This window comes from Corynebacterium sp. HMSC08A12, from assembly GCF_001807485.1.
Taxonomy (GTDB): Bacteria; Actinomycetota; Actinomycetes; order Mycobacteriales; family Mycobacteriaceae; genus Corynebacterium; species Corynebacterium evansiae.
In genome coordinates this window covers 1-26147 of sequence record NZ_KV789179.1, presented here as the reverse complement: position 1 = coordinate 26147, position 26147 = coordinate 1, and the positions used below count along the sequence as shown (strand labels likewise).

Here is a 26147-nt window from a genome sequence, read left to right as displayed (position 1 = left end):
GAATGGGCCGATGGGGTGGGCTGGGTACGTGGTGGCGTCAAAAAGACCCTCGCCTACCTTGTAGACGTTGATGTCGAAGGTGTCGGTGAAGTCGTCGGGGCGCTCGGGTGCGTCGGCGCCAGCTGCGGAGAGGTGGCGCTGGGCGATGGCGGGGCCGAGTAGTTGGTGGCGTTGGGTGGAGGGAGCTGTGGGATGGAATCGGCGCCAGACGAGGAGTGAGGGGAAGTCTAGACAGTGGTCGGCGTGCATGTGGCTGAAGGCGACGTGACAGGCGGAGGGGTCGATGTCTTCGGCACGTTGCATGGCGCTGAGCACGCCGGGGCCGCAGTCGAGGAGTAGGTGGTCGGGGTTGGCCGTGGTTGTGTCGCGGACGATGTATCCCGATGCGGCGCTATCGGGCCCTTCGACGCTTCCGGAGCATCCCAGCACTACCAGTTCCATAAGTTGTCATTCTGCCACGAAGCGGTGGCAAATGTGCGAAAGGGCGACCACCGTTGTGTTGGTGGTCGCCCTTTCTTTTGGCGGGACTAGCCGGGACTGGCTGTTCCGCTAGGCGCTAGCGCTGAACGCTAGTGGCGGTTAGGCCTCGCCTTCTTCGCGACGGCGGCGCAGCAGCGGGATGGCGCCGATGATCAGCGCCAGGCCGACTGCGAACACGCCGAGCACGTTCGCGCCGGTGGAGGCCAGGGTGCTCATCCGCGGGCTATCAACCTGCTTCTGAGAGCTGGAGCTGCCGCTGCTTGCGGAGCTGCCGGTGGACGTGCTGTCCGTGGTACCCGACTGGCTCGGGGGGCTGGACTTGTCAGGGGTGTCCGGCTTACCTGGCTTGCCCGGCTTGTTCGGAGTACCCGGCTTGCTCGGCTGCTTGGAGTCCGGCTTGTTCGGAGTACCCGGCTTGCCCGGCTGCTTGGGATCCGGCTTCGGGGTGGAACCAAGCGATCCGCTGCCCACGATGGCCCCGCCGATTCCCAGGGAACCGATGATGCCAGGCAGGTTCGGCTTCGGGGTCACCGAACCAGTGGAACCGCCAGGCGTGTTCGGGTCCTTCGGGTTATCCGGATCCTCCGGGTCGGTCGGGTTGTCCGGGTCGGTCGGATTCTCTGGGTCCTTCGGGTCCTCCGGCTTCGGGTCCTCCGGCTTCGGATCTTCAGGCTTCGGGTCCTCCGGCTTCGGATCTTCCGGCTTCGGGTCCTCCGAATCCTCCGGGGGCTCACAGTCACACTTGGTACCAACCTCGATGATGTGCTTGACCGGATCGCTGATGGTCTCCGTAGTCGGGTCGCTCTTGGTGATCTGACCGTTCTCGGAGGTCACCGTAACGGTGTGCTTTACCTCTCCTGGCTTGCCTTCCTGGAGAACCCGGTGCTCGCCGGCCTTCAAGTCCGAGTTCGGGCGAACCTCGATCTCGAACGGAGTGTTCTCGGTCCACTCAACCGTCGTGGAGTCCGTCGCGATCTTCGTGCCGATCTTAATGACCTTATTGACCGGCTCGGTCACGCGCTCGGTCTCGGTCTTGGTGTCCGTGACCTGCGAGTTCACGATGGTTTGGGTCGTGGTGACCTTGTCCTTACCCGGCTGACCCTCCTGGACCACCTCGGACGTACCGGCTTCCATGGTGTCGTCGTAGATGACCTCAGTCTCGAACGGTACCTCAACCTCGGACTCAGTGGTGTGAGTGTTCTCGGTCTTGGTGCCCACGCGGATGACCGCGTTGGTCGGTTCCTTGGTGCGCTCAGTGGTCACGGTCGGCTCGCCGGAAGGCTTGCCGTCCACGATCTTCTGAGTAGAGGTGACGACGTCGGTGCCAAACTCACCCTGCTGATCGACGACCTGCTCGCCTGCCTTGAGGCTGCCATCGAAGACGATCTCGGTCTCGAACGGAACCGGCTTTTCAGTCTTGGTTACGACGGAGGACTCCTGTGGATCCTTTGCTGGGCCGTACTCGACGATGCGCTCGATTGGCTCGGTACGAGCCTTGGTCTCCTTGACCGTGGCCTCACCATTGGTGCCAACGAACACAGCCGCGTAGGACGCTTCGCCGTTCTTGCCTTCCTGGACGACCTTGATCTCGCCCGGCTTCAGCGCCGAGTTCGGACGCAAGATGGTGCCGAACGGAATCGGCTCAGTCCACTCAACCTTGTCAGTAGCCGTGGCCTGCTTGGTGCCTACGGTGATGACCTCATCGACCGGCTGCTTCGTGATCTCTTCAGTGATCGTCGGCTTAGCATCCGGCTTCGAGTTGGTGATGTTGCGTTCAATCGTCACCGTCTTCTCACCCGGCACGCCCTTGGTGGTCACCTCGGACTGGCCTGCAGGCATGTTCGGGTCGTACTTCACAACGACCTTGTATGGAGCCTCAGTGGTGAAGGTCTCGGTGTTCGTACCGGTGGTCTTGGTGCCAACGCGGATGATCTGCTTCGTCGGTTCCTTGGTGCGCTCAGTCTTGACTTCCGGGTCGCCTTCTGGCTTACCATCCACGATCTTCTGAGTAGAAGTCTCGACCTCGACACCAGTTACACCAGCCTGTTCAACAAACTCCTTGCCGCTTTCAATCGAGTCGTCGAAGACGATCTCGGTCTCGAACGGGATCGGCTTCTCGGTCTTAGTCACCACAGTGGTGTCCTTAGCCCTCGGACCGTACTCAATGATTTCGTTGACGGGAGCCTTGGTCTGCTTCTCCTCAGGGGTGACCGTTGCCTGGTCGCCCTTAGCAGTGAAGTCAGCCGTGTAGGTCTTCTCGCCAGGCACGCCCTTCTGGACAACCTTGATCTCACCCGGCTTCAACTCCGGGTTCGGACGGGTCTCAACCTCGAACGGAACCTGGGCAGTCCAGGTCACCTTCTCGGAAGCCTCAGTCGGCTTGGTACCAACCTTGATCACCTGGTCCACCGGCTGCTCAGTGACCTTCTCCTCAACGGTGGCTTTGCCATCCGGCTGAGAGTTGGTGACCTTTTGGGTGACCGTGATGGTCTTCTTACCCGGCTTGCCCTCGGTGACAGTCTCAGAGGTACCTGCAGGCATGCTGGAGTCAAACTCCACCTTCACGCCGAACGGAATCTCCGCCTCATGTGTGTTGACCGTCTCGCCCTCAGTCTTGGTGCCAACACGGATGACTGCATCCTGCTTCTCTGTGACCGTCGTAGTAGTCACAACCGGGTCGCCGGAAGGCTTACCGTCGACAAGCTTTTGCGTCGAGGTGACCTTCTCCACGCCGACAACGCCCTGGGTATCGACTCGTCGTTCACCAGCCGGCAGCGTGTCATCCGGAATGATTGTCGTCTCAAACGGGATCTGGCGTTCGGTCGTCGTCACAAGGTCTTGGCCTTCAAGACGCGGACCGTACTCGATGATCTCCTTGACCGGCTGCTTGTTGTCCTCAGAGTCAACCACATAGGACTCGTCACCGACCGAGCGGAACTTCGCGGTGAACTTACGCTCACCGTTCTCGCCCTCCTGCACGACCTTGGTCTCACCAGGCGCCAGGGCCGGGTTCGGACGCATCTCCGTGCTGTAAGGAATCGGAACCGTCCAAGAGACATCCTCACTATTCTCAGCAGGCTTGACGCCGATCTTCACAACCTCGTTGACAGCAGGCTTCGTGGTCTCCCACGTACCGTCACGGAGCTGCTTCTCTGAACCAGCCTCACCCTGGGTAACGACCTCGGATTTGCCAGCGGGCATCGTCGCGTCGTACTGGTACTCGACCTTGAACGGGATGGGTCGGGTTGGATTGTCCACCACGGTGATCGACGCAGTGGTGGTATCCGTCGAACCATCCGAGTAGGTCAAGCGAACCGGCACCTGGACGTTATCACCAGGCTGTGCCGTAGCCGGGATATCGGCCTTCACGTTGCCGTCCTCATCTAAGCTGACCAACCACACGCCATTCGCTGTGCTAACCCTGTAAATCGGGTTGCCCGCAGCATTGTTCTGACCCGTGGGCGTGAAACCGTCCTGAACGATGATCGCAAACGGATTCTCCTCAGCCAGGTCAATGCCCTCGGCCTTGCGCACGTTCAACGGCGAGGTCGCGGTCTCACCCGGGTAGGACTTCTCCGGCGGGTAGAACGGCTCAGCCTCGTAGTTGTTCGACAGCGCCACGACAGTGGTCACCGGAACTTCGTCAGTAGATCCATCCGGGTAAGTGACGGTGACATTCGTGGTCTTCTTGTCGCCCGGCTTAGCATCCTTCGGCGCCGTTGCGGTCAGGTTGCCAGCTGCGTCGATGGTGTAATTCCAACCGCCATCTTCCTGTGGAGCCTCGAACTTCGCACCTTCAGGAACGTTCTTGATCTTGTGCGTTACCTCGCCGCCAGGCTTCGTCGACTCAACGTCGTACGACGGCGAGTGGAATTCGCTTTCCTTCTCGCGTACCAGGAACGGTGCATAGACCGTGTCCTTACTTCCATCCTCGTACTCAATGGTGACTGGAACCTCAATTGCGTCGCCGGAACGAGCAGTCTTTGGAGGAGTTGCAGTTACCTGACCCGTCTTTTGATCAACCTGTACCTTCCAGCCGTCAACCTCATCCGGAACGGTGAAGCCGGTTTCACCCAGGTGTTGTTCGGCAACCTCAGTTCCCTTAACCGGGTCGGACTCGATACCTTCGCCGGGCTTAGTCACCTTTTGCTTGTACTGCGGCTCATAAACCTGGCTACGCTGCCCCTTCACGACAACGGTCGCGAGGGTGTAATCAACACTGCCGTCTTTGTAGGTGACCTTCACCGGAATATCCGCTGAAGTACCCGGCAACGTATTCGTCTTAACCGGGGTAATAACGGTGCCCGTCTCCTGATCAATGCTCACGGTGCTGAGGTCAAGGTTCTGCGGCGGTTTGATGTATCCCGGCGCGTTGGGGTCAGTGATGACCTCAAACGACTGAACGCGACCGGTATCGATGTTGTCGGTGTTCAAAGGATTCTTAGCTGTCTCACCGCGTACAACAGTAACCGTCGGGTACAAGGGATCATTATTCTGTGCGTCGTTACCGACCACAACGAACTTCGCGGTCGTCGTGCCCTTACCGCCACCCGGGTACGAAATGTTCACCGGAATCTCAACCTCAGTACCTGGCTTCTGGTCCTCACCCGGAGTAGCGGTGACGGTTCCGTCATCCGCAATCTCTGCCTTCCAGCCTTCTGGTATCTTACCCAGCTCGTACTTAGCGAGTTTCGGGTCGCTCAACTGGGTGTTGATCTTCGAATCCACAGACACTCCGGCGCGCGTGGTCTGAGCGATGTAGTGTGCAACATCTTCACCATCGCCAGAGCCCACCACGCTAACAGTAGCGGTGGTATTCTGCGCCGGCGCACCAGAAGCGTAGTGAGCCTTCACTGGAACAGAGTAGTAGGCACCTGGAAGTGCACCCGTCGGAATGGTCGCAGTGATCTCACCAGTCTTCTCGTCAATGGCGAACTTCCACTGGTAATTCGGATCAGTGGCCTCAGGTTCGAAGGTCGTTTCACCGTTCTCAAAGGTGTACCGGTTCGGCTCTTCGTCATCCTCACTGCCGCCAAGACCAATCTTCGGCATCTTGGCTGGCAGCTTGACCTCTTCACTAGCTTTACCAGAGGCCGCGTCATAGCCAGGAACCTTTACGGAGGAGGCAACCTGAAATTTCGCTGTTGCCTCATCCGTTGTGGTATCCCAGTACGTTGCGACGACCGGCACCTCAAGAATCGTATTGTCCGGTACAGTTTCATCCGATTTCGCGGTCACAACGCCAGACCATTTGTCAACGCTGACAGTCCATCCCTGGGGCGCCGTCCAGCCTTCTCGAAGTTCATAAATCCTCGGTTTCCTCACTGGTCGATCCTTTTTGAGGATCTTCTTAAACTGAGGATCCGCTTTCATCTCAACTGTTTGCGGTGCACGTTGGAAGGGATAGGACACATCGGTGGTCTGCGTGTCATTCGCTTCAACAGCCACCAGCAGAGGGATCTCATCCTTGGAGCCATTTGAGTAAGTTACGATGACACGTGCCTGTGCGAAGGTTCCGGGCTGCGCGTTCTCCGGGGCAGTGATGGTCACATCATGGGTGTTGGGGTCAATCTCGGCATCCCACTCGTCGAATACGTAGTCGTTATTCAGCTTGACGGTTGCTTCGTATCCGCCCTGCCCCTTTTCCTTCACGAGGTCGGCAATCTTGTCAGGGATCTGCTTGAAGGTTACCGACTGACGCCCCTTGGCAAGCGGTCCAGTGACGCTGTCAACTCCAGAAATGATCGTCCTCTGGTAACTGTCGTATTGCGGATCGTGGTTGCCCGTATCATCCAGGGAGAAAGATCGGTTCTCGATGACGTTCGGCTTGCTATAGCGTGCCAGCGAGTTGGAACTTTCGAACGCCGCGCCTTCACCGCCGTTATTGCTCTCGACAGCGGCCTGGAGCTGGTCCACACTACGTGGCTTCGCGATGACAGAAAAGTTCACATTCTGCTGTGCAGCGAGTTTCTGACTTTCAGTGCTCTTGTCAGCATTTTCCGGATCGCGATACTTAGGCCACGTGTAGTAGATATCGCCCTTCTCGTCGATACGCACACGCTTTTCGCCACCATTCGAAGCGCTGGTATCCGATGTTCCGATGAACTCGCCATTACCATCGTAAGCTTCTACTACCATGCGGGACAGGGAATCGTCTGTGCCATCATTCTGTACAGCCGGAACATTGATGTGGCCGACCTTCGTTTCCTCATCGGGGACGATCACATGCTTACTGATCTTCTCCCACGACACCGTGATCGGGTTACATTCGATGTTCTCGCTCGGCCACGGGTTCACGACGGCCTTAAAGGATGAGCTGGTTCCCTGTGTGGCCCTTGGCCCATCAGGATTTTCCTGCTTATAGTTGCCCTGCCACGCGTAACGTACCGGGTTCGCGGCAGTAGCCTCAGCGAACTGCTTGACTTTCGCATCGGTCAGCTTCGCATAGAGGTTCAGGTTTCGCTGTTGCCTAGAAGCAGTAATACCGAGGATTTCGTCAGCCTTATCAGTGACATTGTTACCAAGAAAGGTCTGACCGGCGCCCATTGAGGGAACCTGTCCTGCATCGAGGTACGCACCCATAAGGCCAGAATTGGAAAAACTCCAGTCAGCGAACGTGCGATCCTTCGAGTTGTCAAAGGCGACGCTCAAACCCCACCGGGTTTTCGAGGGGCTGGTAGGACCTGGTTCCAGGTTATTCCAGGAAAAACCTGCCTGGCTGCCACTCGGGGCGCCACTGTCAACAACACACGAGCCTGCACGCAGATCCGAAGTTCGCTGCGCACCCCTGTCTATAACACCGTTCCCATCGGCTCCGCGGATACCGCCAGTGAGGTCCGCCGCCGCCGCAATCTCAGGCGCCACCGGGCCAGGCGGAATCGCACCAAAAGTCCCCAACGCAAGCGTGATCGCCGACAGTGCAGCCACCGGACGCACAAAACGTTTCCGTGGCATCTTTCCCTGAGATAGACTCATCCCTTTTCCTTCCTTAAGAATCGAGTTCCGCCGTCCGCTTCCCGTCGATTATCTCGGAAGCAACGAGCTCTACCGTGACTGACAACGCACCACGACTCCCTCTAAACCGCGGCACATAAAGTAGTCTTACTCACCCAACCTATGCCATTTCTCAGGTAGATTACAATCGTTATTCCAGAGACGAGCAATTTCTCAGGCTACACCCGGCAAAAATAACCCAACCTTAATCTCGCCGCCGTCACAGGTAATCGCCACTTAAGAATCGATGAAACTTCCACGCGCCTAGCGCACCATTTCCGGGATCTGTGATACCGAACTAATCGCCGGCCCCAGGAACCTCCCAGCCAGCTTCGCGAATCTCTGCGGGTCGCCCGTCGACTCGAAGGAAAGGTCCACCGCCCGCCCCGGATCTTCATCCGCCAACAGCCCCTGCTCCGCCAGCGTGCGATAAACAGTCTTCGCCGTTTCCTCCGCGCTATTAATCAGCGTGACGTCATCCCCCATAACCAGCTGCACCACACCGGCCAGCAGCGGATAGTGTGTGCACCCGAGCACCACGGTATCCACCCCCTCGGCCTTCAACGGCGCCAGATAGTTCTCCGCCAACCCCATCAGCTGCCGTCCGCTGGTCATGCCACGCTCCACAAAGGGCACAAACTGCGGGCAGGCCTGCGCATACGCCTCGACCCCCGGAATCGCCGCGAAAAGATCCTGATACGACCTGCTGCTCACCGTCGCCTGGGTACCGATCACCCCGACCTTGCCATTGCGGGTCGCCGCCGCCGCGCGCCGCACCGCAGGCAGGATCACCTCAACCACCGGAATGGAGTACCTCTCCCGCGCGTCGCGAATAAACGCCGATGAGGCCGAGTTGCACGCCACCACAATCATCTTGCAGCCACGCTCCGCCAGGGTGTCTGCAATCCTGATCGACAGCTCGCGCACCTGCGCCAGCGGCTTGTCCCCATAGGGCGAATTGGCCGTGTCCCCGATGTACACCAGGTTCTCGTGTGGCAGCTGGTCCACAATGGCGCGCGCCACAGTCAGCCCGCCCACGCCCGAATCAAACACCCCGATCGGCGCATTGTTTGCCTGTCCCGCCCGAACGCCTACCTCAACAGCCTCAGAAGATTCAGCCACGGTCCTCACCTTTCACTACATCTCCTTCACTACGTCGCGCCAGCTCGGCACACCGAAGGCCGACTCCGCCGCCAGGACGGCATGCACTATCGCCCGCTCCACCGTGTTGGCAGCGACCGCCGAAAGCAGGCTCATGCCAATGTCATCCACGCCCCTCTCAACTCCAGTAGCCCCCGAACCGTGCTCACCTGTCGCCATCGCGAACAGCGTGTCCCCATCCATCGGCATGTGCGCCGGCCGAATCGCCCGCGCAATCCCATCGTGCCCCGCCAACGCCAGCCTCTTGGCCTGCGCCTTCGTCAGAGGCGCATCGGTCGCCACCACACCGATCGTCGTGTTGAGCTTCGGCGCCAGCATGTCCGCCGTGATCTTCGTACCGAGCAGGTTCTTGCTCTTTAATCTATTGACGCCCTCAGACCCCACCGGCTCACCATCAACCTGGCCATCGGCCAGTCCGTATCTGGCAAACTCCCCGTCCAGCTCCGCGGCGAGTCCCCACGGCAGGCCGGTCGCCGGATCAAAAACCGCACCCTGCGGGTTCACCACAATGCCCACGGCCACAGTCACCCCCGCCAGAGGGCTACCTTCTGGGAATACGGCGCTGGCCTGCCCGAAACCGCCCTTCAGCGCGCCAGCCGAGGCTCCCAACCCCGCGCCGACGTTGCCGTTCAGCGCCCCCTGCCCTGAACCACTCTGCGTTGAACCTCCCTGCCCTGCAGAGCCCTGCTCAGCCGCGCCGCCAGCCCCACCAGCAACGTCTCCAGCCACGGCCCCCAGTGCCGCCGCCGTCGCCGCCGCCCCCGTGGCCGCATCCGGCCGCGAATCCCAGCGCCCCAGCAGCAGATCGAAAATCACGGCTCCCGGCACGATCGGCACCAACTTATCCGGGTGTTCCGGCCCCAACACAGGGAATCCGATCCCCCTACTCTCCAGCTCGGCCATTGCCCCCGTGAGGGCGTCAAGACCAAAAGCAGAACCACCGCACAGACCAATAGCGTGCACAGCCTGCACCGTGTTGTGCGGCGCCAGAAGATCCGTCTCGCGCGTGCCCGGCCCGCCACCGCGCACATCCACGCTGGCAGTGGCGGATTTCGGGGCGACGATCATCGTCACGCCCGAATCCCCCGCGCCGTCCTCGCACGCCGCGTGCCCCACGCCAATACCCGCCACGTCCGCCAAAGAATTAGCGGGCCCGGGCTGGCAGCCGAACAACTCTATGCTCATTATTCACCCATCATCGCCGACAGCAGACTGTCCTGGTGGTAGCCCAACCAATCCAGGTAGTTCTGCGCCGCCGTCGCTTGGTCAGAATTCTCCTCCCCCTCGAGAAGCTCCTTCTTGAACTCCTCGTACTGCGCAGAGTGGTACAGACGAATGTCGTTGATCGCGCTCAGCCACGGGTGGACCTCGTCCTGTGTCAGCGAAACATTGACCGAACCATTTGGCCCCAGGTAGTCCACCACGAAGCGCAGGTTCGTCAGCTTCGTCTTGATGATGTCCGTCTCGTTCAGCTGGCGGGTCAGCGCCGCATCGCCGTCGACTTCCTCGTCCCCCTCGCGGAAGAAGCTCGGCAGCAGCCGCGCCAGCCCCGGATCCTTCGGCGCATCGGCGTGCCCGCTGGCCATGCCCGTCATCTCCGCCAGCTCGTCCTTCGGGGCGGTCCGCGCGCGCTCCATGAGCTTGTCGGAGACGGCCACCGCCGAATCCCCCAGCATCTCGCGCTCGAGCGGCTCTAGCTGCGTATTAAAGCGAGTCCCGCGCAGCAGGCTGTTCTTCTTCGTCCACGGCTGCATGTTCGTTCCTTCTTTCTTTATTGACGCCTACCCGTCCGCCCGCTGCATCGTCGCCCATAGCCCGGCGGTCTGCAGCTTCTTCACATCCCCTTCAACCTTGTCGCGCTCACCCGAGCTCACGACGGCTTTCCCCTCGGTGTGGACCTGCATCATTAGCTCCGTGGCACGCTTGCGCGAATAGCCCAGTACAGTCTGGAAGACGTACGTCACGTAGCTCATCAGGTTCACCGGATCATCCCAACAGATGCACATCCACGGCAGGTTGGGCTCCGTCAGTGTTTCTGGCAGTTTGTCCGCCACAGGGGTGGCAGAGGGAGCGGCTGGGGAAGTCATAGTCTCCAGAGTACCCACATTGGCCGTCTTCGCTGCCGGGTCCGTGGTATGGCGTGGACTAGCATGGAGCGGGTGAACGAAAACAACACCCGCTCCTCCGCACTTCTTACAGATAAATACGAACTCACCATGCTCGAGGCCGCGATCCTCGACGGCACTGTCGACCGCGCCTGCACCTTCGAGGTGTTCACCCGCCGCCTGCCCAACGAGCGCCGCTATGGTGTGATCGCCGGCACCGCCCGTGTGCTGCAGGCCGTGCGCGATTTCGTATTTACCGACCAGCAGCTGGATCGCATCGACTTCTTGCGGGACGAAACCCTGGAATACCTGCGCAACTTCCGCTTTTCCGGGCAGATCGACGGCTACCGCGAAGGCGAGTTGTACTTCCCCCACTCCCCCGTCCTGACGGTCCGGGGCACCTTCGGCGAATGCGTGATCCTGGAGACAGTGATCCTCTCCATCCTGAACATGGACTCCGCCGTGGCTAGCGCCGCCGCCCGCATGGTCACCGCCGCCGGCGACCGTCCCATCATCGACATGGGCGCACGCCGCACCCACGAATACGCCGCCGTCACCTCCGCACGAGCCGCCTACCTGGCCGGGTTCGTAGCCACCTCCAACATGGAGGCCGCCCAGCGCTACGGCATCCCGGCATCCGGCACCGCAGCCCACGCCTGGACTTTGCTGCACACCCGCCCGGATGGCACCCCCGACGAGCTCGCAGCCTTCAAGGCACAGATCGCCGCCCTGGGTACAGGAACCACCCTGCTGGTGGATACCTACGACATCACGCAGGGCGTGGAAAATGCCGTCGCCGCCGGTGGCACGGAGCTGGGAGCCGTGCGCATCGACTCCGGCGATCTGGGTGTGCTGACCCGCCGCGTGCGCGACCAGCTAGATTCCCTGGGGGCAAAGAACACCAAGATCGTAGTCTCCTCCGACATGGACGAGTTCTCCATTGCCGCCCTGCGCAGCGAGCCGGTGGATTCCTTCGGCGTGGGCACCTCCGTTGTCACCGGCTCCGGGGCACCCACCGCCGGGCTGGTCTACAAGCTCGTGGAGGTTGACGGTGTGCCCGTCGCCAAACGTTCCCGCGGAAAAGCAAGCCTCGGCGGGGCGAAGGATGCCGCCCGCTTTAGCCGCCCCTCCGGCACCGCCGTCGAGGAGGTCACCTTCCCCATGGGGGCGGAACTGCCCCAGGCCGAGGGGTTGAACAGCACCCAGCTGACCATCCCCATGGTGCGCGACGGCGAGCTTGTGGACGGCCTGCCCACCCTCGAGGAATCCCGCGAGCACTGCGCCAAGCAGCTAGTTTGCCTGCCGTGGGAAGGCCTGGCTCTCACCCGCGACGAGCCTGCCCTGCAGGTTCGCCATATTCGCAATCTCAAGGCCTAGACGTTTCGCAAAGGTTCGCACAGTATCGTATGAGCTCCAATGTCCTCGACCTCCTCAGCCTCGCCGTCACCGACCTCGGCGGTGCCCCGCGTCCGGGCCAGCAGAAGATGGCCAAGGCCGTGGCCGAGGCCATTGACAAGGAACACCACCTGGCCGTCCAGGCCGGCACCGGCACGGGTAAGTCCCTGGCCTACCTGATCCCCAGCATCGCCGCGGCCATGGATTCCGACTACCCCGTCATCGTCTCCACCGCGACGATCGCCCTGCAGCGCCAGCTGGTGGAGCGCGACCTGCCACGCCTGGCCAAAGCCCTCGAACCGGAGCTGCCCCGCCCCCTCGAGTTCGCCATCCAAAAAGGCCGTGGCAACTACGTCTGCTTGAACAAGGTACAAAACGCGCAGACCGACAGCGGCGTGGAAGAGGCCGAAGAGTCCCTCCTGGATCCCTCCCAGCTCTCCACCACCGGCGCCCAAGTCGCCCGCCTACACGAATGGGCCGGTGAAACCGAGGATGGCGACCGCGATAACCTCCCACAGGGCGTCAGCGATCGCGCATGGCGCCAGGTCAGCGTGTCCTCCCGCGAGTGCCTCGGCGCTACCCGCTGCCCCTTCGGCGAGCAGTGCTTCGCCGAGCGCGCCCGCGCCCACGCCGCGGACGCCGACGTTGTCGTCACCAACCATGCCCTTCTCGCGATCGATGCTCTTGTGGACGCCCCAGTCCTGCCGGAGCACGACACAGTGATCGTGGACGAAGCCCACGAGCTGGAGGATCGCATTACCTCCGTCGCCACCGCCGAGCTGTCGCCCACTGCCATCGCCGTGCTGGCCAAACGCGCCGCGAAGCTGGCCGTCTCCGGCGCCGACGCCGCCGGGGACGAGCTGGCCGAAGCAGGCGACGGGTGGACGGAGGCGTTGAAGGCGGAGGCGATGGCGTCCAGAAACAACGACCGCTTCGGCACCGGCATCGAGGGGCGCTGGACCGATGTACCCGAGGCGTTACAAGTACCGCTTGCGGCCTTGAGAGACGCGGCGTGGAAGACGAACCGGCAGGTCAGCGGCATCCCCGCCTCCGAGTTTGCCAATGATTCGAAGAAGGCCGCCGAACGCCTGGCGGTGATCGTGGCGACCGAGGAGCTCAACGATACGTGCGTTCGCATCCTCAACGCTTCGCGCGTGGGCGAGGGCACCAGTGCGGATGCCGAGGATCTGCTCGGCGAGGACGTCATCTGGTACACCGCAGACTCCGGTCCGCGCGCGCCGAAGCACGTGGTGCGGGTGGCCCCCTTGAGCGTTGCCGACCTGCTGCGCCAGCGGCTATTCGGCCGGAACACGGTGATTCTGACCTCGGCGACGCTGGCGCTGGGCGGCAAGTTCACCGCTATGCTCAGCCGCTGGGGGCTGCCGAAGAGCACCCCCACTCTGGATGCCGGCACGCCCTTCGACGCGCGCACCCACGGCATTCTCTACGTCGCCCGGCACTTGCCCCCGCCCGGGCGCGACGGCGCCAGCGATGCCTCCGTGGACGAAACCGCCCGGCTGATCAACGCCGCCGGCGGGCGCACCCTGGGGCTATTCAGCTCCCGGCGCGCGGCTGAGGACATGGCCGAGCAGCTGCGCACCGTGGTGCCCTACGAGATCCTGCTGCAGGGCGAAGACTCCATGTCCACGCTGGTGGAGAAGTTCCGCAAGAACCAGTCCGCCTGCCTCTTCGGCACACTCGGGCTGTGGCAGGGCGTGGACGTGCCCGGCAAGTCGCTTTCGCTGGTGATCATCGACCGCATCCCCTTCCCGCGCCCCGACGATCCGTTGCAGCAAGCCCGGCAGGAGGCCGCCGATCAGCGCGGCGGCAGCGGATTCATGGAGGTAGCGGCGAACCACGCGGCGCTGCTGATGGCTCAGGGCGCGGGCCGCCTGCTGCGTTCCGTGGATGACCGGGGCGTGGTGGCGGTGCTGGATCAGCGGCTGGCCACGAAGCGTTACGGCAGCTACATCCGCCGCTCGATGCCAGACTTCTGGTACACGGAAAATGGCGACACAGTGCGGGGTGCACTGCGTCGCCTGGTTGAAGCTTAGGGTCGGAGGCTAGGCCCGGACCTGAGGCCCGGGGGCTGGTGCCTTAGGCCAGATCCGCGCCGTCGTTACCAGCGGCTGCGCTGTCGCCAGCGCCGCCCAGCAGGTCGTCGAAGGTCGGGGCGATGTCCTCGGTGTAGGTTTCCTCGGCGGACTCGTACACGCCGTCGCCGTCGTGGTCGTACACCTTGGTGTCGCCGATGCCGTCGAAGTCGGTATCCAGCAGAGCCTCGTCGGTGAAACCGTCGCCGTCGGTGTCCACGTGGCGCTCGTCCACCTGGCCGTCACCGTCGGTGTCCACGAACACGGTGTCCGTCTGGTTGTCGCCGGTGGTGTCGATCTCGAGTGCGTCGATCTGGCCGTCGTTGTTGGTGTCGTATGCAACACCGTCTGCCAGGCCGTCACCATCCAGATCCACGTACTCGCCGCCGTTCGGGGCTGCGCTGTCTGCACCGGCGGACTGCAGGTCAGTGTCTGCGCCACCCTGCGGGACTGCGTCTTCTGCCGGCGCCTCTGCATTGTCCTCGTTGTCCTTGGCGTCCTCGGTGCGCGCCTCGGGCTTGTCCTCAGCGGGCTTGTCCTCTGCCGGAGCCTCAGCCGCCGGAGCCTCAGCCTGCGGGGCTGCGTTCTGCGGGGCTGCATCCTGCGGAGCCGCGGTCTGGCTCTGGGAGCCCCAGATGCCCTCGCCTACCGCCTGCTGTGCTGCGGACGGCGGAACCTCGCCGCTGGTGCCGTCCACGATGCCGTTGCCGTCGTGGTCGAACTCGGAGTAGTCGGAGATTCCATCGCCATCGGTGTCATAGGCAACGCTGTCTACCTTGCCGTCGCCATCGAAGTCGTAGGCGGTCACGTCGTAGTTACCGTCGCCGTTGGAGTCGATCTTCACGTTGTCGGTCACACCGTCGCTGTCGTAGTCGGTGGCCTTGGTGTCCAGCTTGCCGTCGTTGGTGGTGTCTACCGACATGTGGTCGATCACTCCGTCTCGGTCGATGTCCTCGTAGACCGTATCGACGATGCCGTCCTGGTCGTAGTCCATCTCCGCGCGGTCAGTCACCTTGTCGCCATCCTTGTCGTAGACCGTGCCGTCCGGGCGTCCGTCGCCGGTGATGTCCACCTGGAAGGCGTCTGCCTCGCCGTCGCCGTTGGTGTCCTGCGCGCCGACGATGTTGCCCTGGACCATGTTGCCGTCTGCGTCCAGTACATCCCAGCGGCCCAGGGAGTGATCCGGGGCGCCCGCGTTGTCGTTGGTGGTGAGGCCGTTGTTGTTGCCGTTGTTGCCGTTGTTCAGGTTCTCGTTGGACATTGTGTGCTCCTTTTCAGTGTTCTTCCTAGTATCCTTCAGGCTCTTCCTGGCTGCCTGTCAGTTATTGAATGCCCCTCCCCTACAAGTTGTTCCTTGGGGGTATTTATTATGGACGCCCCCTCGCCCCAGAAACCACGAAATCCCTAGTAAAAGACATTTCTGCCACCTGAATCCTGAAAGCAGTTCCGGGGGTGAAAGCACGCGCGGTGCTCAAGCTAAACTTCCGGAGAGTCTTTTTATCGGCATACTAGAATGGCATTCTCGCACTACCGTGCACTTGCAGCGCGCTAACCGGACACTACAAAGAAAGGCGATATACACCGTGACCCCCATCCCAAACGCTGCGGGCCGATCCCCCCAGGCAAGCGTCGAACGCGGGGCCACTATCGCCAGGAAATACAAGATGCACGATGCCGCGGATCGTGTGCAGAACCTCGTGAATGCGAAATACCGCACCTCCGCCGTGGTCATCATCGGCGAGGTCAAGCGCGGAAAGTCCTCCCTCGTCAACGCTCTGGTCGGTCGGCGCGATCTGCTGCCGGTGGACGTCATCACCGCCACCAGCGCCCCAATCCGCATCCACACGGAGCCCGACCAGGATCCGGACCAGCCGGTGCTGGCGCGCCTGGTGCGGGGCACGGAGTACGACCCGATCGAGCCCGAGGATCTGAAGAACTGGGTCACCCAGGAGGCCGTGGATGCCATCAACCGTGCGCCGAAAGATAGTAAGGAAGTAGCCTCTCTACCCAGCGCCGCCGAGCTGCTGGTTCCTTACTCTGGCATGGGCAAGGTGACCATCATCGACACTCCGGGCGTGGGCGGCCTGGACGAGCACGCGGTGGCGGCCTCCTTGGCGGAGGCCCGAAATGCCGGCGTGCTGCTCATGGTCTGCGACGCCTCCACCCCCATCACCGCCCCGGAGATGGATATTCTCCGCCGCGCCCGCGAGCAGGTCGGCAGCGTGATCGTGGCCGTCACCAAGACCGATAAGAATGTGCGCCGCTGGCGCTCCATCGTTGCCGACGACCAGCGCCTCATCGCAGAGCACCTAGGCCTGGACATCCCGGTCATTGGAGTGTCCTCGTTGCGGGCTTTGGACGCGGCGGAATCGGCGTCACCAGAAAAAAGAGCACAGATCGAGCAACGATGTGGCGTCGCCGAGCTGCGCCAACAGATCATCGACCACGTGAACTCGCCGGGCAACCTCGGCACGGTGACCGCGCTCGAGATCACGAAGTCGACGATGCACACCATCACCACCGACATCGAGCGCGACATCAAGCTCTACGACAAAACCAGCGATGCAGTCGGCGAACTCGAAGCAGAAAAGCGCAAGCTCGAGGCGTTCCGCGATGCCACCAGCGAGTGGGAACAGCTGTTCATGCGCGACATCCAGCTGAGCCGCAACAAGGTCTCCGCGGCAATGGACGAGGCGCTGACGGACGTAAAGACGCGCTGGACCAACCGCGTCAACGCCGAAGGCATGCGCGTGCTGCGCAGCAAGCCGCAGGTATTCACCAGCCAGATCGAGATTGAACTGCGGCAGATCATGGAGCAGATGGTGATGGCAATGGTCAGCGAAGTGACAGCCCGTGCCGCGCAGCTGTTCCAGGGGCGCCAGGACATGGTGGACCAGGTGCAGCAACAGATCTTCGCCGCACTGGCCCCGCCGAGCTCCCTCAGCCACGACGTGGAGAAGAAGACTACTGGGCTGGTGGACCCGTCGATGCTGACGATGGGCATCGTCGGCGCGGGCGCCCTGACAGTGGTGATCCCCTTCGCCCCCGTGGCCGCAGCGGCTTGGATCGGCGTGAACATGGGCTACCGAGCAATGCGCAACGGCAAGCAACACCTACTTATCTGGCTCCGCGAGACTATTGCGACGACCCGCACCTCCATTAACCGCATGATCGACATTGCGATCACCACAGGTAGGACGGAAATCCTGCTGCGCCACCGCTCCGCGATCCGCCAGGAGCAGCGCAACCTGCAGTCCAAGATCGAATCCGCGCAGAAGATCGCCCGCGAATCCGAGGCCCAGCGCAAGCAGACCATCAGCCGGCTGAAGAAGAACCTGGAGATCGTGAACCAGACCATCGAAGAGCTAGATGAGCACCTGGCGGCGCTGAAACGCACCCGGCGCGGGGCGGCGAGCATTGCAGAACACGCGAAGGCGGGGATGTAAATGGAGCAGGGAAATCAGATCCAGTCGGCCTCGGCGCATTTGAGCCAGCGCGTCTCCGACCTGACGCTGCTGCTCACTCAGGCCGTCGACGCTTTGGCTGGCGGCTCGCCGGACCTGGCGAGGCATGCCGAACAGCTGCGCCTGATGGTCACCCGCCCGCCGCGCGTGGCCGTGGTCGGCCGCCTGAAGTCCGGTAAGTCCACGCTGGTCAACGCTCTAACAGAGAACCTGATTGCCGCGACCGGCGCCCTGGAGTGCACCATGGCGGTGAGCATGTACCACAACGGTGCGCCCGCCCGCGCCGAGATCCACACTGTCGACGGGCAGGTCATCCGCGTGCCGCTGAACAACGGCCCGCTGAATAACCTGACCGTGCCGGTGAATCAGGTGGACTTTGTGGACCAGTTCCTGCCCAACCGGCGCCTGCAGGAGCTCACTCTGATCGACACCCCCGGCACCGCCACCCTGACCGTCGAGAACGAGGAGCGCACCCGCCGCGTACTCGTCGACGGGCAAAAAGACACGCGCCGCGCCAGCGGTTGGGCCGACTGCCTCGTCTTCCTGTCGGACTCTGCCCCGCGCGAGGACGAGAAGCGGTTCCTCTCCCAATTGGGAATGACGCCCCTAAATACCGTCGGCATCCTTTCCAGAGCGGACTCTTTCGGTTCCGGTGCCTTCGGCCCCATCGATCCGTTGCAGCACGCCCGCCAGCACGCCGACAGCATTCAGAAGCGACTGATGAGCACTGTGCAGCGCACCATTCCGCTCTCTGGCCTGATGGCGGAATCCGCCCTGACGGGCAAGGTCACCGGCGATGTGGCTCGCAACCTAAGCGCACTGGCGCACCTGGACCGCGAAGGCCTGCTGGACCTGCTGGAGGCAGAGGATCCGCGGGAGATCGTGCCGGAGTGCAGCGCCAACATCCGCGACGACCTGCTGGACGTTATGGGCGAGTACGGGGTGTTCGCCGGGCGCCGCATCGCCGCCGAGGGCGGGGCGCCGGCGCTGGTCAAGTGGATGGTGGAGACTTCCGGGGTCTCGGAACTGGTGCACCTGCTGACCGGCGACATCACATACTTCGCCGTGCTACAGCGCGCCGCCCGGATGCTGGATGTGCTGGACGACCTGGCCTCTAACCACCCGGACCTGCAGCACGTGCGCTGGGTGCAGTCGGTGACGCTGGCGCAGCCGGGCATGCACTTCGTAATGCTGTACCGCAGCTACCGCAATACTTATGCCTCCACTCCGGATTCGCGCCTGCTGCCGCTGCTGCGGTCCGCCGTGACGGCCGGGCACCCGGCAGAGACTGTGAACCTGCCGCGCGATACGCCGGTGGAACAGGTTCGCCAGGCACTGGAGGAGAAGATCTCCGAGATGCAGCAAATGTCCATGTCCCCGCTGTCCGCGGCGGAGGATGAGGCCCGCGAGCGCCTCCTGGGCTCTTTCCAATCAGCTCTACAAGCGACGCACTAAAGGCCAACCGAGGCGCTAAAGTGTAAGCTACTTATGCCTTAAACGCTTTTAAACCCTTAAGTTTTGTCAGGAGCTGTACTTTAAATGACTAACGCATGGCATCTGGCGGTCGACTTCGGTACCTCGAATACGGCTGCCGCTCACCAGAGCCCCATGGGTAGGGAGATCTCCGCCCTTGCGTTGACACACCGCTCCAACATCATGCCGTCGGCCGTGTTCCTGGATGCCCCGCACGGTGCGCACGCCGCCGCCGACGAGGAGCCCACGCTGCTCAACGGGGATTCCGCCCTCGCCCGTGGCCGCCGCGACCCTTCCCGGCTGCTGCTCAGCCCCAAGCGCTACATCGACCACGATGAAGTTCAGCTGGCTGGCCGTAGCCTGCCGCTGACGAAGGTCGTCGGCTCCGTGATTGCCACCGTCCTGCGCTCTGGCAAGGCGCAGCACGCCAACCAGGATCCCGAGACCGTTACGCTGACCCACCCCGAAGCGTGGTCGGCGCACTCCGTGGAGCAGCTGAAGCGCAGCGCCGTCGCCGCAGGCGTGCCGGAGCAGAACCTGCGCGTGCTGTCCGAGCCGCGCGCAGCTGCGATCCACTATGCCTCCCAGCAGTCCGTGCAGTCCGGTTCCCACGTGGCAGTGTTCGACTTCGGTGGCGGCACCCTGGATATTGCCGTGCTGCGCGCCAAGGGGGATGGCAACTTCGAGGTCGTGGCCGCCAAGGGCGATAACAGCCTGGGCGGGCGCACCATCGATAACCTGCTCTACCGCTGGGTTCTGGACCAGCTGGAGCACGACGACCCCGACCTGGCAGACTTCGTTCGCTCCGCGCCCATCACCACGGTGCACGCGCTGGAGTCCAGCATTCGGGAGGCCAAGGAGATCCTGTCGGACACCTCCTCGGCCACCATCAGCGTCTCCACTCCCCACGGGGAAACCGACCTGCTGATCACCCGCGATGAGTTCAACAACGTGATCGAACAGTCGATCATGCGCGGAGTTGAGCTGACTCGTGCGGCGCTGACGCAGGCGGGCGTCGATTCCACAAAGACCCCGATCTACATGACCGGCGGATCGTCGCGCATTCCGTTTGTGCAGGACCGTCTGGGTGAAGTCGGCACCGTCATGACGCTCGACGACCCGAAGACCGTGGTGAGCCGCGGTGCGCTGGCCGCAACCCTGCGCGGGTTCACCGGTGGCGTAAACGGAGCTCAGGGGGCAGGTTCTCGCCCAGGTGCTGCCGGACTAGCTGGCGCCGCTGGCGCTGGTCTGGGCGCCGGTGCTGCCTCAGCTGCAAGCCGTTCCGGCCAGTCAAGCCAACCCGGCCAGTCCGGCCCGGCAACTCCGCCCGGAATGCCGCGTGCGGGTCAGGGGCAGAGCCAGGGATCGCAGTCCTACAACACTTCCCCGCAGACCGCTGCCTTCGTGCCCAGCTCGGCGAACGCATACGGCGCCAGCAACTTCGCCAGCGCTCACGCAACGAGCTCCTCGAAGCCGAAGAAGTCCAACACCCCGGTGATCATCACGGCGTGCGTAGCCATCCTGGCGGTCGTGATAGCCATCGGCTTCGTCGCACTGAACGGCGGCGATGACAACGGTGGCGGCGGCAGCGGCGGAGGCGGCAGCAACAGCGATGGTGGTAACCCGCCGTTCACCGAGGCCAACCCCTACACCCCAGCGCGGGAGCCGTACGAGTCGGATATGTACAAGCCCTTGGCCTCCCTGCTCCCGGAGGTCAAGGACTACACTCCGACGAACTTCTACAACCGCATCGATAGCTGCAGCACCAGGCAGGATAAGGCAAGTTTCGCTGGCGCGGCCTACGACGGCATGGATACCAAGATGTACTCCTGCATACCGAGCCGCGATTCCCTCGAGGATCACAAGGATGAGTTCCTCTACAACAACTTCCGGTACACACAGACTGGCGACGATGCGCAGAAGGTCTACGACCACGGAAAGAACTCTGCCGTGAAGGGGCAGGTCCTCCAGGAGGCCGGCAATGGTTGGCCGGAGATTACCTTCTACCCCAGCGCCAACTACTCCAGCCCGAACGTTACGGTGTGGTACCCCGAGGAGAAGCTGGTCGTGCTTTCCAACGGCAAGTCTGATGACACCAAGGAAAGCTTCATCGAGATGCTGAAGTTCTACAACCTGATGCCGCAGGACTAGCCCCTCAGCGATCGGCACAAGTTAGAGCCCCACCCACCGAGCAAAGCTTGAACTGCTCGATGTTGTGGGGCTCTTTGCTGTGCTTGTTTGTGGAAGGGCAGTGCCTGACTGTTTATGCGCTGGTGACGCCAGCCTCCACCAGTGCCGCCTTCAGCTTCGCACGCGCGCGATTGATGCGTGACTTAACCGTTTGAATGGGAATCCCTTGGTGGGCGGCGATGTCCTGGTAGCTCATGCCCGTGTATTCGCGCAGGACGATGACTTCGCGGAAGTCATCCGGCAGCTGCGCCAGCGCCTGGCGCACGACCATTGCCGAGGTAACCTGCGAGCCGACTTCCGGGGTCTGCGCGACCTCGTCCACGCCCGCGTCTTCCTCCGGGACGTCCCGGCGGGAGCGCACGATCTGCAGCGCAGCGTTGGAGGCAATGCGGTAGGCCCAAGTGGAGAACCTGGCGCGCCCGTCAAACTTCTCAATGTTCTTCCACGCGGAGGTCAATGCGTTCTGCAGCGCATCCTCCGCGTCGGCGCGGTTGCCGGTGATGGACAGGCAGACAGAGAACATCCTGCCCCATGCCTGGCGCGCTAAACGCGCGAAAGCCTGCTGGTCGCCCTCATGGGCTTTGGCCAGCAGGTCGCGTTCCTCTTCGCGGGTGAGTTCTTTCCGTGCGGTACTAGATCCGTTAGACATTTCTGGCTCCCCCCTACATTCCGCTGAGGTCGGTCAGATCGTCCGGGAGATCATCGCCGTAGTCGTGGCCATAATCATCCTCGCCGTAATCAGTGACGTCGGCGGCGGGATCCACAGCGGGGTCCACAGCGGAATCGGTCACCGGATCAGCGAGGTCGCTCAGATCGTCAGAACCACCCAGATCGTCCAGATCCTCGTGCTCTGCTGCGCCGGTATCCACGTCGTCGCCCGAAGCATCACTGGGGAGGTCCTCCGCCGAGGTGGCGTCATCAACCAAAGAACCAGAATCGTCGAGATCCGCAAGATCAACCTCGTGCGAAGCCTCATCTGCCGAAGGGGCTTCCGCACCTTCCTCCGGGAAGGAATCCAGGTCGGGGATCAGATCCCCCTCGGGCATCTCGGTGTTCGGATCAACGGCGACGTCCAACATCGAGTTGAACAAGTCGTCGAGATCCTGCGCTTCGTTGCCGAACAGTTCCTCCAGCGGGGGAAGAATTGGTGCGTCTGCCTCGGTATCAGCGGATGGGCCAGCCATGTGTCCTCCGTTTTCGATCGAATCACTCTTCGTGCTCATCGTTCACCTCCTTCCACCAGCATCCGCAGAACAACAAAGAACGCGCTGAAGCAGATGAACCACTCAAACCTGCTTCAGGACGATTGTGTAATGCGTGCAAGGCGGCGAAAGTTCCCGCGAGTAATAAAAGAATTACCTTAAGAGATTACGCCCGATCTCGCACGCAGTTCAATAGGACGGGCACGAAGTTCAATACCGATTCGCACCATTGGAAAGTTAGCAGGGCGAAACATAAAAAGTGATGTCGGCTAAAGCACATGCCGACTACAGTGGAGGCGAAGAATAACCGCGAACGGATAGGAGCCCGACGCAATGCCCATTAAAAGTGACCGCCCGGACATCGCACTCAGCCCGCTAGGTCTCTACGACTACGTCTTCGGCAACCTCACCACGGAAGAAGAAGACCGCGTCGCCGTCGTCGACATCGCCGATGGCTCCGAAACGACCTTCGCGCAGCTGCAGAACTACATCGAGTCCACCGCAGGCTGGCTGGTCAGCAAGGGCATCAAAAAGGGCGACGTGGTGGCGCTGCACCTGCCCAACTCCCTGAACTTCATCGTCGCCGCCTACGGCCTGTGGCGCATCGGCGCTGTCGTATCGCCGCTGTCGCTGCTTTCCACGCCGGAGACCGTGACCGCACAGGTTAAGGACTCTGGCGCGAAGATGCTGCTTACTGTTGCCGCGCTTGGTGACGCCTCGTCTCAGGGGGCGAAGGATGCCGGCATAGCAGAAGAAAACATCATCCACCTGGATACCTCCAAGGGCATGCAGCAGATCATGGCGGAGCGCCGCACGGCCCCCGAGGTGGAGATCAACCCGGACGAGGATCTGGCGGTACTCCCCTACTCCTCCGGCACCACTGGCCTGCCGAAGGGCGTGCGCCTGATGCACCGCCAGCTGGTGGCCAACGTGCAGCAGGGCCAGGACATCGACCTGCTGCGCCGGGACGACACGGTGTACGCGGTCCTGCCGTTCTTCCATATCTATGGCCTGACCGCGCTTGTGAACCTGGCGCTGGCGCAGCGTGCCAAGCTGGTTGTGGTGCCGCGCTTCGAGCTGCAGAGCTTCCTGGAGCACCACCAGAAGTTCGAGGTGAACTTCACGCTGATCGCCCCGCCGATCGCCGTGCAGCTGGCAAAGCACCCGATGGTGGATAACTACGACCTGTCGCGTATGCGCGGAGTGTTCAGCGGTGCGGCCACGCTGGACGAGGACCTTGCCCTGGCGCTGGAGAAGCGCCTGGGCATCCACGTGCAGCAGGGCTATGGCATGACTGAGACCTCGCCGTTGGCGCACGCCAACGTCTCCAAGGACATCAACCGTGGCTCCATCGGCAAGCCCTGCGCCAACACCGAGAGCAAGCTGGTGGACCCGGAGACCCTGGAGGAAATCCCGCTGCCCAGCGAGGGCGTATCCGAGGTCGGCGAGTTGTGGGTCCGCGGGCCGCAGATTATGGCCGGCTACCTGAACAAGCCAGAGCAGACCGCCGAGGCGCTGCCGGGCGACGGCTGGCTGCGCACCGGAGACTTGGCGAACACCGATCCAGAGGGCAACGTCCACATCGTGGACCGCCTGAAGGAACTGATCAAGTACAAGGGCTACCAGGTTCCGCCCGCAGAGCTGGAGTCCGTGCTGCTGAGCCACCCGGAAATCGCAGACGCCGCCGTGATTGGCGTGCACCGTGCCTCCGATGGCGAGGAGCTGCCGAAGGCCTTTGTTGTGGCACAGCGGGGTTCTAGCCTGAATGAGCAGCAGGTGATGGACTTCGTGGCCGAGCGCGTGGCGCCCTACAAGAAGATCCGCATCGTTGAGTTCGTGCAGGGCATTCCGAAGTCCTCCACGGGTAAGATCCTGCGCCGCGAGCTGCGCGAGCGCGCGGTTTAGAACCGCATTCGCGGATTAGAGCGTGGCCACCGGGGGCGCCAGTTAGTTTTCGACGATCGGCACTCGGCGGTACGTGCCGTCGCGGAGGTCGGCGTCCTCAATCTCGTGGCGAGAAATGCCAAGAATGAACAGCACCTGATCCAGGAACGGGTAGTTCACAGAGGCATCGGCGATCTCCTTGAGGGCGGGCTTCGCGTTGAAGGCGATACCCAGGCCAGCCGTGGAGAGCATATCGATGTCATTCGCGCCGTCGCCAACCGCGACAGTCTGGTTCAGCTGAATGCCGTTGGACCAGGCGAACTCCTTGAGGCTTTCTGCCTTCGCCTGGCGGTCGATGACCGGGCCGATCACGCGGCCGGTGAGCTTGCCGTCGACGATCTCCAGGGTGTTCGCGCGGGCGAAGTCAAGGTCCAGATCGCGGGCTAGTGGCTCGATGACCTGGATGAATCCGCCGGAAACCACGCCAGCCTTGTAGCCCAGGCGCTTCAGCGTCCGAATGGTGGTGCGAGCGCCAGGGGTCAGCTGGATGTCGTGGGCTACCTTCTCCACCACCGCAGCGTCCAGGCCGGCGAGGGCCTTCACGCGCTCGTGCAGGGATTCGGCGAAGTCGAGCTCGCCGCGCATAGCACGCTCGGTGACAGCTGCAACCTCTTCTTCGCGGCCTGCGTAGGCTGCCAGCATTTCGATGACCTCGTGCTGGATGAGGGTGGAGTCCACGTCGAAGCAGATGAGGCGCTTCGCCCGGCGGGCCAGACCCGCACGCTCAATGGCGATGTCCACGCCCACTTCCGAGGTCAGGGTTGCCAGAGCCTTACGCAGTGGCACACCGCCGCCGGGTGCCGGGTTGGCGACAGTCAGGTTAAGCTCCAGGCCGGTGACCGGGTAGTCCGCGATGCCGGTGATCGTGTCGATATTCGCACCGTAGTCCGCCAGGGTCTGGCCGATGCGGGAGATGTGCGTGGCCGTCAGCGGGCGGCCCAGCACCACCATCACGTGCGTGGAGTGCGGACGGGTACTGGAAAGATTGTCGTCAGCCTCGACGCTGACGCGCATGCCGTAGGAAGCCAGAGTTTCTTTAAGTCCCTCGCCGAGCGGCTCTAGGTCTTCTTGTCCGACGCCCACTAGCGCCGCCAGTGACAGCTTCCCACGAAAGACTGACTGCTCAATGTCGAGGAGTTGCACTCCGTAGGAGGACAGCACTCGGAAGAATGCCGCGGATACGCCGGGGCGGTCGGGTCCGGTAACGGTAATCACGCTGGGGGCGAGGCCTTCCTGCAGCGTGTCCTCGAGTGCGGTCTCGAAGTGCGGGTCGGTGGCCAGGCCAGCTGCGGGCTGGGCAGCAGCGGGCTGGTCGGTGGAAGTGTTGAGGTTGCTGGCGTTATCAGAGGTAGTCACGGGCTATATTGTCCCACTTCCCCGCAAGAAGTGATAACCGAAACTGCATAGCCCCCATTTCAGTTCCCCCGCGTTGCCAAGCTGCCCCACTTATCCCTTTCACCCCACCTGCCACACTTTTCCCGGTACCCAGCCGCTCTGCGCTGCTCTCAACCGACCAAATGTCGCTGAATCGGGATTCTGTGAGAGCAAAATCAGACCCCGCATTTCCCCCGAGCCCCTGACCAGCACTTTTGTCTATTGCAAACTACTCCCATTAAACAGATTCCCGATCTAGCGACATTCTGGGCT

The 26147-nt window shown here is 62.4% G+C and carries 15 protein-coding genes and 1 pseudogene; 6 read left to right on the top strand and 10 right to left on the bottom strand.

Features of this window, described 5'->3' with window-relative positions:
- From HMPREF3166_RS10310 to clpS, 6 genes and pseudogenes are all read right to left on the bottom strand, one after another.
- Positions 1–441 (bottom strand): annotated as a pseudogene (locus HMPREF3166_RS10310) (MBL fold metallo-hydrolase); the annotation flags it as partial.
- A 138-nt stretch (positions 442–579) separates the two neighbouring features.
- A complete protein-coding gene (locus HMPREF3166_RS05665; RefSeq protein ID WP_083293825.1) occupies positions 580–7434 on the bottom strand; it encodes a G5 domain-containing protein in 6855 nt (2284 codons plus the stop codon).
- Between the two features lie 303 nt (positions 7435–7737).
- Positions 7738–8595 carry a glutamate racemase gene (gene murI / locus HMPREF3166_RS05660; RefSeq protein WP_070488131.1) on the bottom strand — a complete coding sequence of 286 codons (858 nt, stop codon included), beginning with the start codon at positions 8593–8595 and terminating at the stop codon, positions 7738–7740.
- A 15-nt stretch (positions 8596–8610) separates the two neighbouring features.
- Entirely contained in the window at positions 8611–9819 is a 1209-nt protein-coding gene (locus HMPREF3166_RS05655) for a P1 family peptidase (protein ID WP_070488109.1), read from the bottom strand.
- On the bottom strand, positions 9819–10388 hold the full coding sequence (locus HMPREF3166_RS05650; protein WP_049049686.1) for a DUF2017 domain-containing protein: 570 nt from the start codon (positions 10386–10388) through the stop codon (positions 9819–9821). Before HMPREF3166_RS05650 ends, HMPREF3166_RS05655 begins: the two co-directional genes overlap by 1 nt.
- Positions 10389–10415: 27 nt before the next feature.
- Complete coding sequence (clpS, locus tag HMPREF3166_RS05645) at positions 10416–10721, bottom strand: ATP-dependent Clp protease adapter ClpS (RefSeq protein ID WP_034975882.1); 306 nt, start codon at positions 10719–10721, stop codon at positions 10416–10418.
- Between the two features lie 63 nt (positions 10722–10784).
- On the opposite strand from clpS, the gene HMPREF3166_RS05640 reads away from it, so the two are divergent.
- Complete coding sequence (locus tag HMPREF3166_RS05640; RefSeq protein WP_070488107.1) at positions 10785–12116, top strand: nicotinate phosphoribosyltransferase; 1332 nt, start codon at positions 10785–10787, stop codon at positions 12114–12116.
- 29 nt (positions 12117–12145) lie between these two features.
- Positions 12146–14188 carry an ATP-dependent DNA helicase gene (locus HMPREF3166_RS05635; protein WP_070488105.1) on the top strand — a complete coding sequence of 681 codons (2043 nt, stop codon included), beginning with the start codon at positions 12146–12148 and terminating at the stop codon, positions 14186–14188.
- A gap of 43 nt (positions 14189–14231) precedes the next feature.
- On the opposite strand, the gene HMPREF3166_RS05630 is transcribed toward HMPREF3166_RS05635, so the two are convergent.
- Positions 14232–15488: a hypothetical protein gene (locus tag HMPREF3166_RS05630; RefSeq protein WP_070488103.1), complete on the bottom strand. Its 1257-nt coding sequence runs from the start codon at positions 15486–15488 to the stop codon at positions 14232–14234.
- A gap of 403 nt (positions 15489–15891) precedes the next feature.
- Here HMPREF3166_RS05630 and HMPREF3166_RS05625 point away from each other — a divergent pair, with 403 nt between their 5' ends.
- From HMPREF3166_RS05625 to HMPREF3166_RS05615, 3 genes are all read left to right on the top strand, one after another.
- A complete protein-coding gene (locus tag HMPREF3166_RS05625) occupies positions 15892–17673 on the top strand; it encodes a dynamin family protein (protein ID WP_070488101.1) in 1782 nt (593 codons plus the stop codon).
- Positions 17674–19146 carry a GTPase gene (locus HMPREF3166_RS05620; protein WP_070488100.1) on the top strand — a complete coding sequence of 491 codons (1473 nt, stop codon included), beginning with the start codon at positions 17674–17676 and terminating at the stop codon, positions 19144–19146.
- Between the two features lie 84 nt (positions 19147–19230).
- On the top strand, positions 19231–21315 hold the full coding sequence (locus HMPREF3166_RS05615; RefSeq protein ID WP_070488097.1) for an Hsp70 family protein: 2085 nt from the start codon (positions 19231–19233) through the stop codon (positions 21313–21315).
- Between the two features lie 112 nt (positions 21316–21427).
- Here the strand turns inward: HMPREF3166_RS05615 and HMPREF3166_RS05610 are convergent, their stop codons facing one another.
- Both HMPREF3166_RS05610 and HMPREF3166_RS05605 read right to left on the bottom strand, forming a co-directional pair.
- Positions 21428–22003 carry an RNA polymerase sigma factor gene (locus HMPREF3166_RS05610; RefSeq protein WP_070488095.1) on the bottom strand — a complete coding sequence of 192 codons (576 nt, stop codon included), beginning with the start codon at positions 22001–22003 and terminating at the stop codon, positions 21428–21430.
- A gap of 13 nt (positions 22004–22016) precedes the next feature.
- The gene (locus HMPREF3166_RS05605; protein ID WP_070488093.1) at positions 22017–22577 is read right to left on the bottom strand and encodes a hypothetical protein; all 561 of its coding nucleotides are present in this window, start codon (positions 22575–22577) and stop codon (positions 22017–22019) included.
- A gap of 312 nt (positions 22578–22889) precedes the next feature.
- On the opposite strand from HMPREF3166_RS05605, the gene HMPREF3166_RS05600 reads away from it, so the two are divergent.
- The gene (locus HMPREF3166_RS05600; RefSeq protein WP_070488092.1) at positions 22890–24461 is read left to right on the top strand and encodes an AMP-binding protein; all 1572 of its coding nucleotides are present in this window, start codon (positions 22890–22892) and stop codon (positions 24459–24461) included.
- A 42-nt stretch (positions 24462–24503) separates the two neighbouring features.
- Here HMPREF3166_RS05600 and serB read toward each other — a convergent pair whose 3' ends face one another.
- Positions 24504–25856 carry a phosphoserine phosphatase SerB gene (gene serB, locus HMPREF3166_RS05595; RefSeq protein ID WP_070488090.1) on the bottom strand — a complete coding sequence of 451 codons (1353 nt, stop codon included), beginning with the start codon at positions 25854–25856 and terminating at the stop codon, positions 24504–24506.
- Between the last annotated feature and the right edge of the window lie 291 nt (positions 25857–26147).

Coding starts and splice junctions, on each gene's coding strand:
- HMPREF3166_RS05665 (WP_083293825.1), bottom strand. CDS start 7,434: ATGCCACGGAAACGTTTTGTGCGTCCGGTGGCTGCACTGTCGGCGATC.
- HMPREF3166_RS05655 (WP_070488109.1), bottom strand. CDS start 9,819: ATGAGCATAGAGTTGTTCGGCTGCCAGCCCGGGCCCGCTAATTCTTTG.
- HMPREF3166_RS05650 (WP_049049686.1), bottom strand. CDS start 10,388: ATGCAGCCGTGGACGAAGAAGAACAGCCTGCTGCGCGGGACTCGCTTT.
- clpS (WP_034975882.1), bottom strand. CDS start 10,721: ATGACTTCCCCAGCCGCTCCCTCTGCCACCCCTGTGGCGGACAAACTG.
- HMPREF3166_RS05640 (WP_070488107.1), top strand. CDS start 10,785: ATGGAGCGGGTGAACGAAAACAACACCCGCTCCTCCGCACTTCTTACA.
- HMPREF3166_RS05635 (WP_070488105.1), top strand. CDS start 12,146: ATGAGCTCCAATGTCCTCGACCTCCTCAGCCTCGCCGTCACCGACCTC.
- HMPREF3166_RS05630 (WP_070488103.1), bottom strand. CDS start 15,488: ATGTCCAACGAGAACCTGAACAACGGCAACAACGGCAACAACAACGGC.
- HMPREF3166_RS05625 (WP_070488101.1), top strand. CDS start 15,892: ATGCACGATGCCGCGGATCGTGTGCAGAACCTCGTGAATGCGAAATAC.
- HMPREF3166_RS05620 (WP_070488100.1), top strand. CDS start 17,674: ATGGAGCAGGGAAATCAGATCCAGTCGGCCTCGGCGCATTTGAGCCAG.
- HMPREF3166_RS05615 (WP_070488097.1), top strand. CDS start 19,231: ATGACTAACGCATGGCATCTGGCGGTCGACTTCGGTACCTCGAATACG.
- HMPREF3166_RS05610 (WP_070488095.1), bottom strand. CDS start 22,003: ATGTCTAACGGATCTAGTACCGCACGGAAAGAACTCACCCGCGAAGAG.
- HMPREF3166_RS05605 (WP_070488093.1), bottom strand. CDS start 22,577: ATGAGCACGAAGAGTGATTCGATCGAAAACGGAGGACACATGGCTGGC.
- HMPREF3166_RS05600 (WP_070488092.1), top strand. CDS start 22,890: ATGCCCATTAAAAGTGACCGCCCGGACATCGCACTCAGCCCGCTAGGT.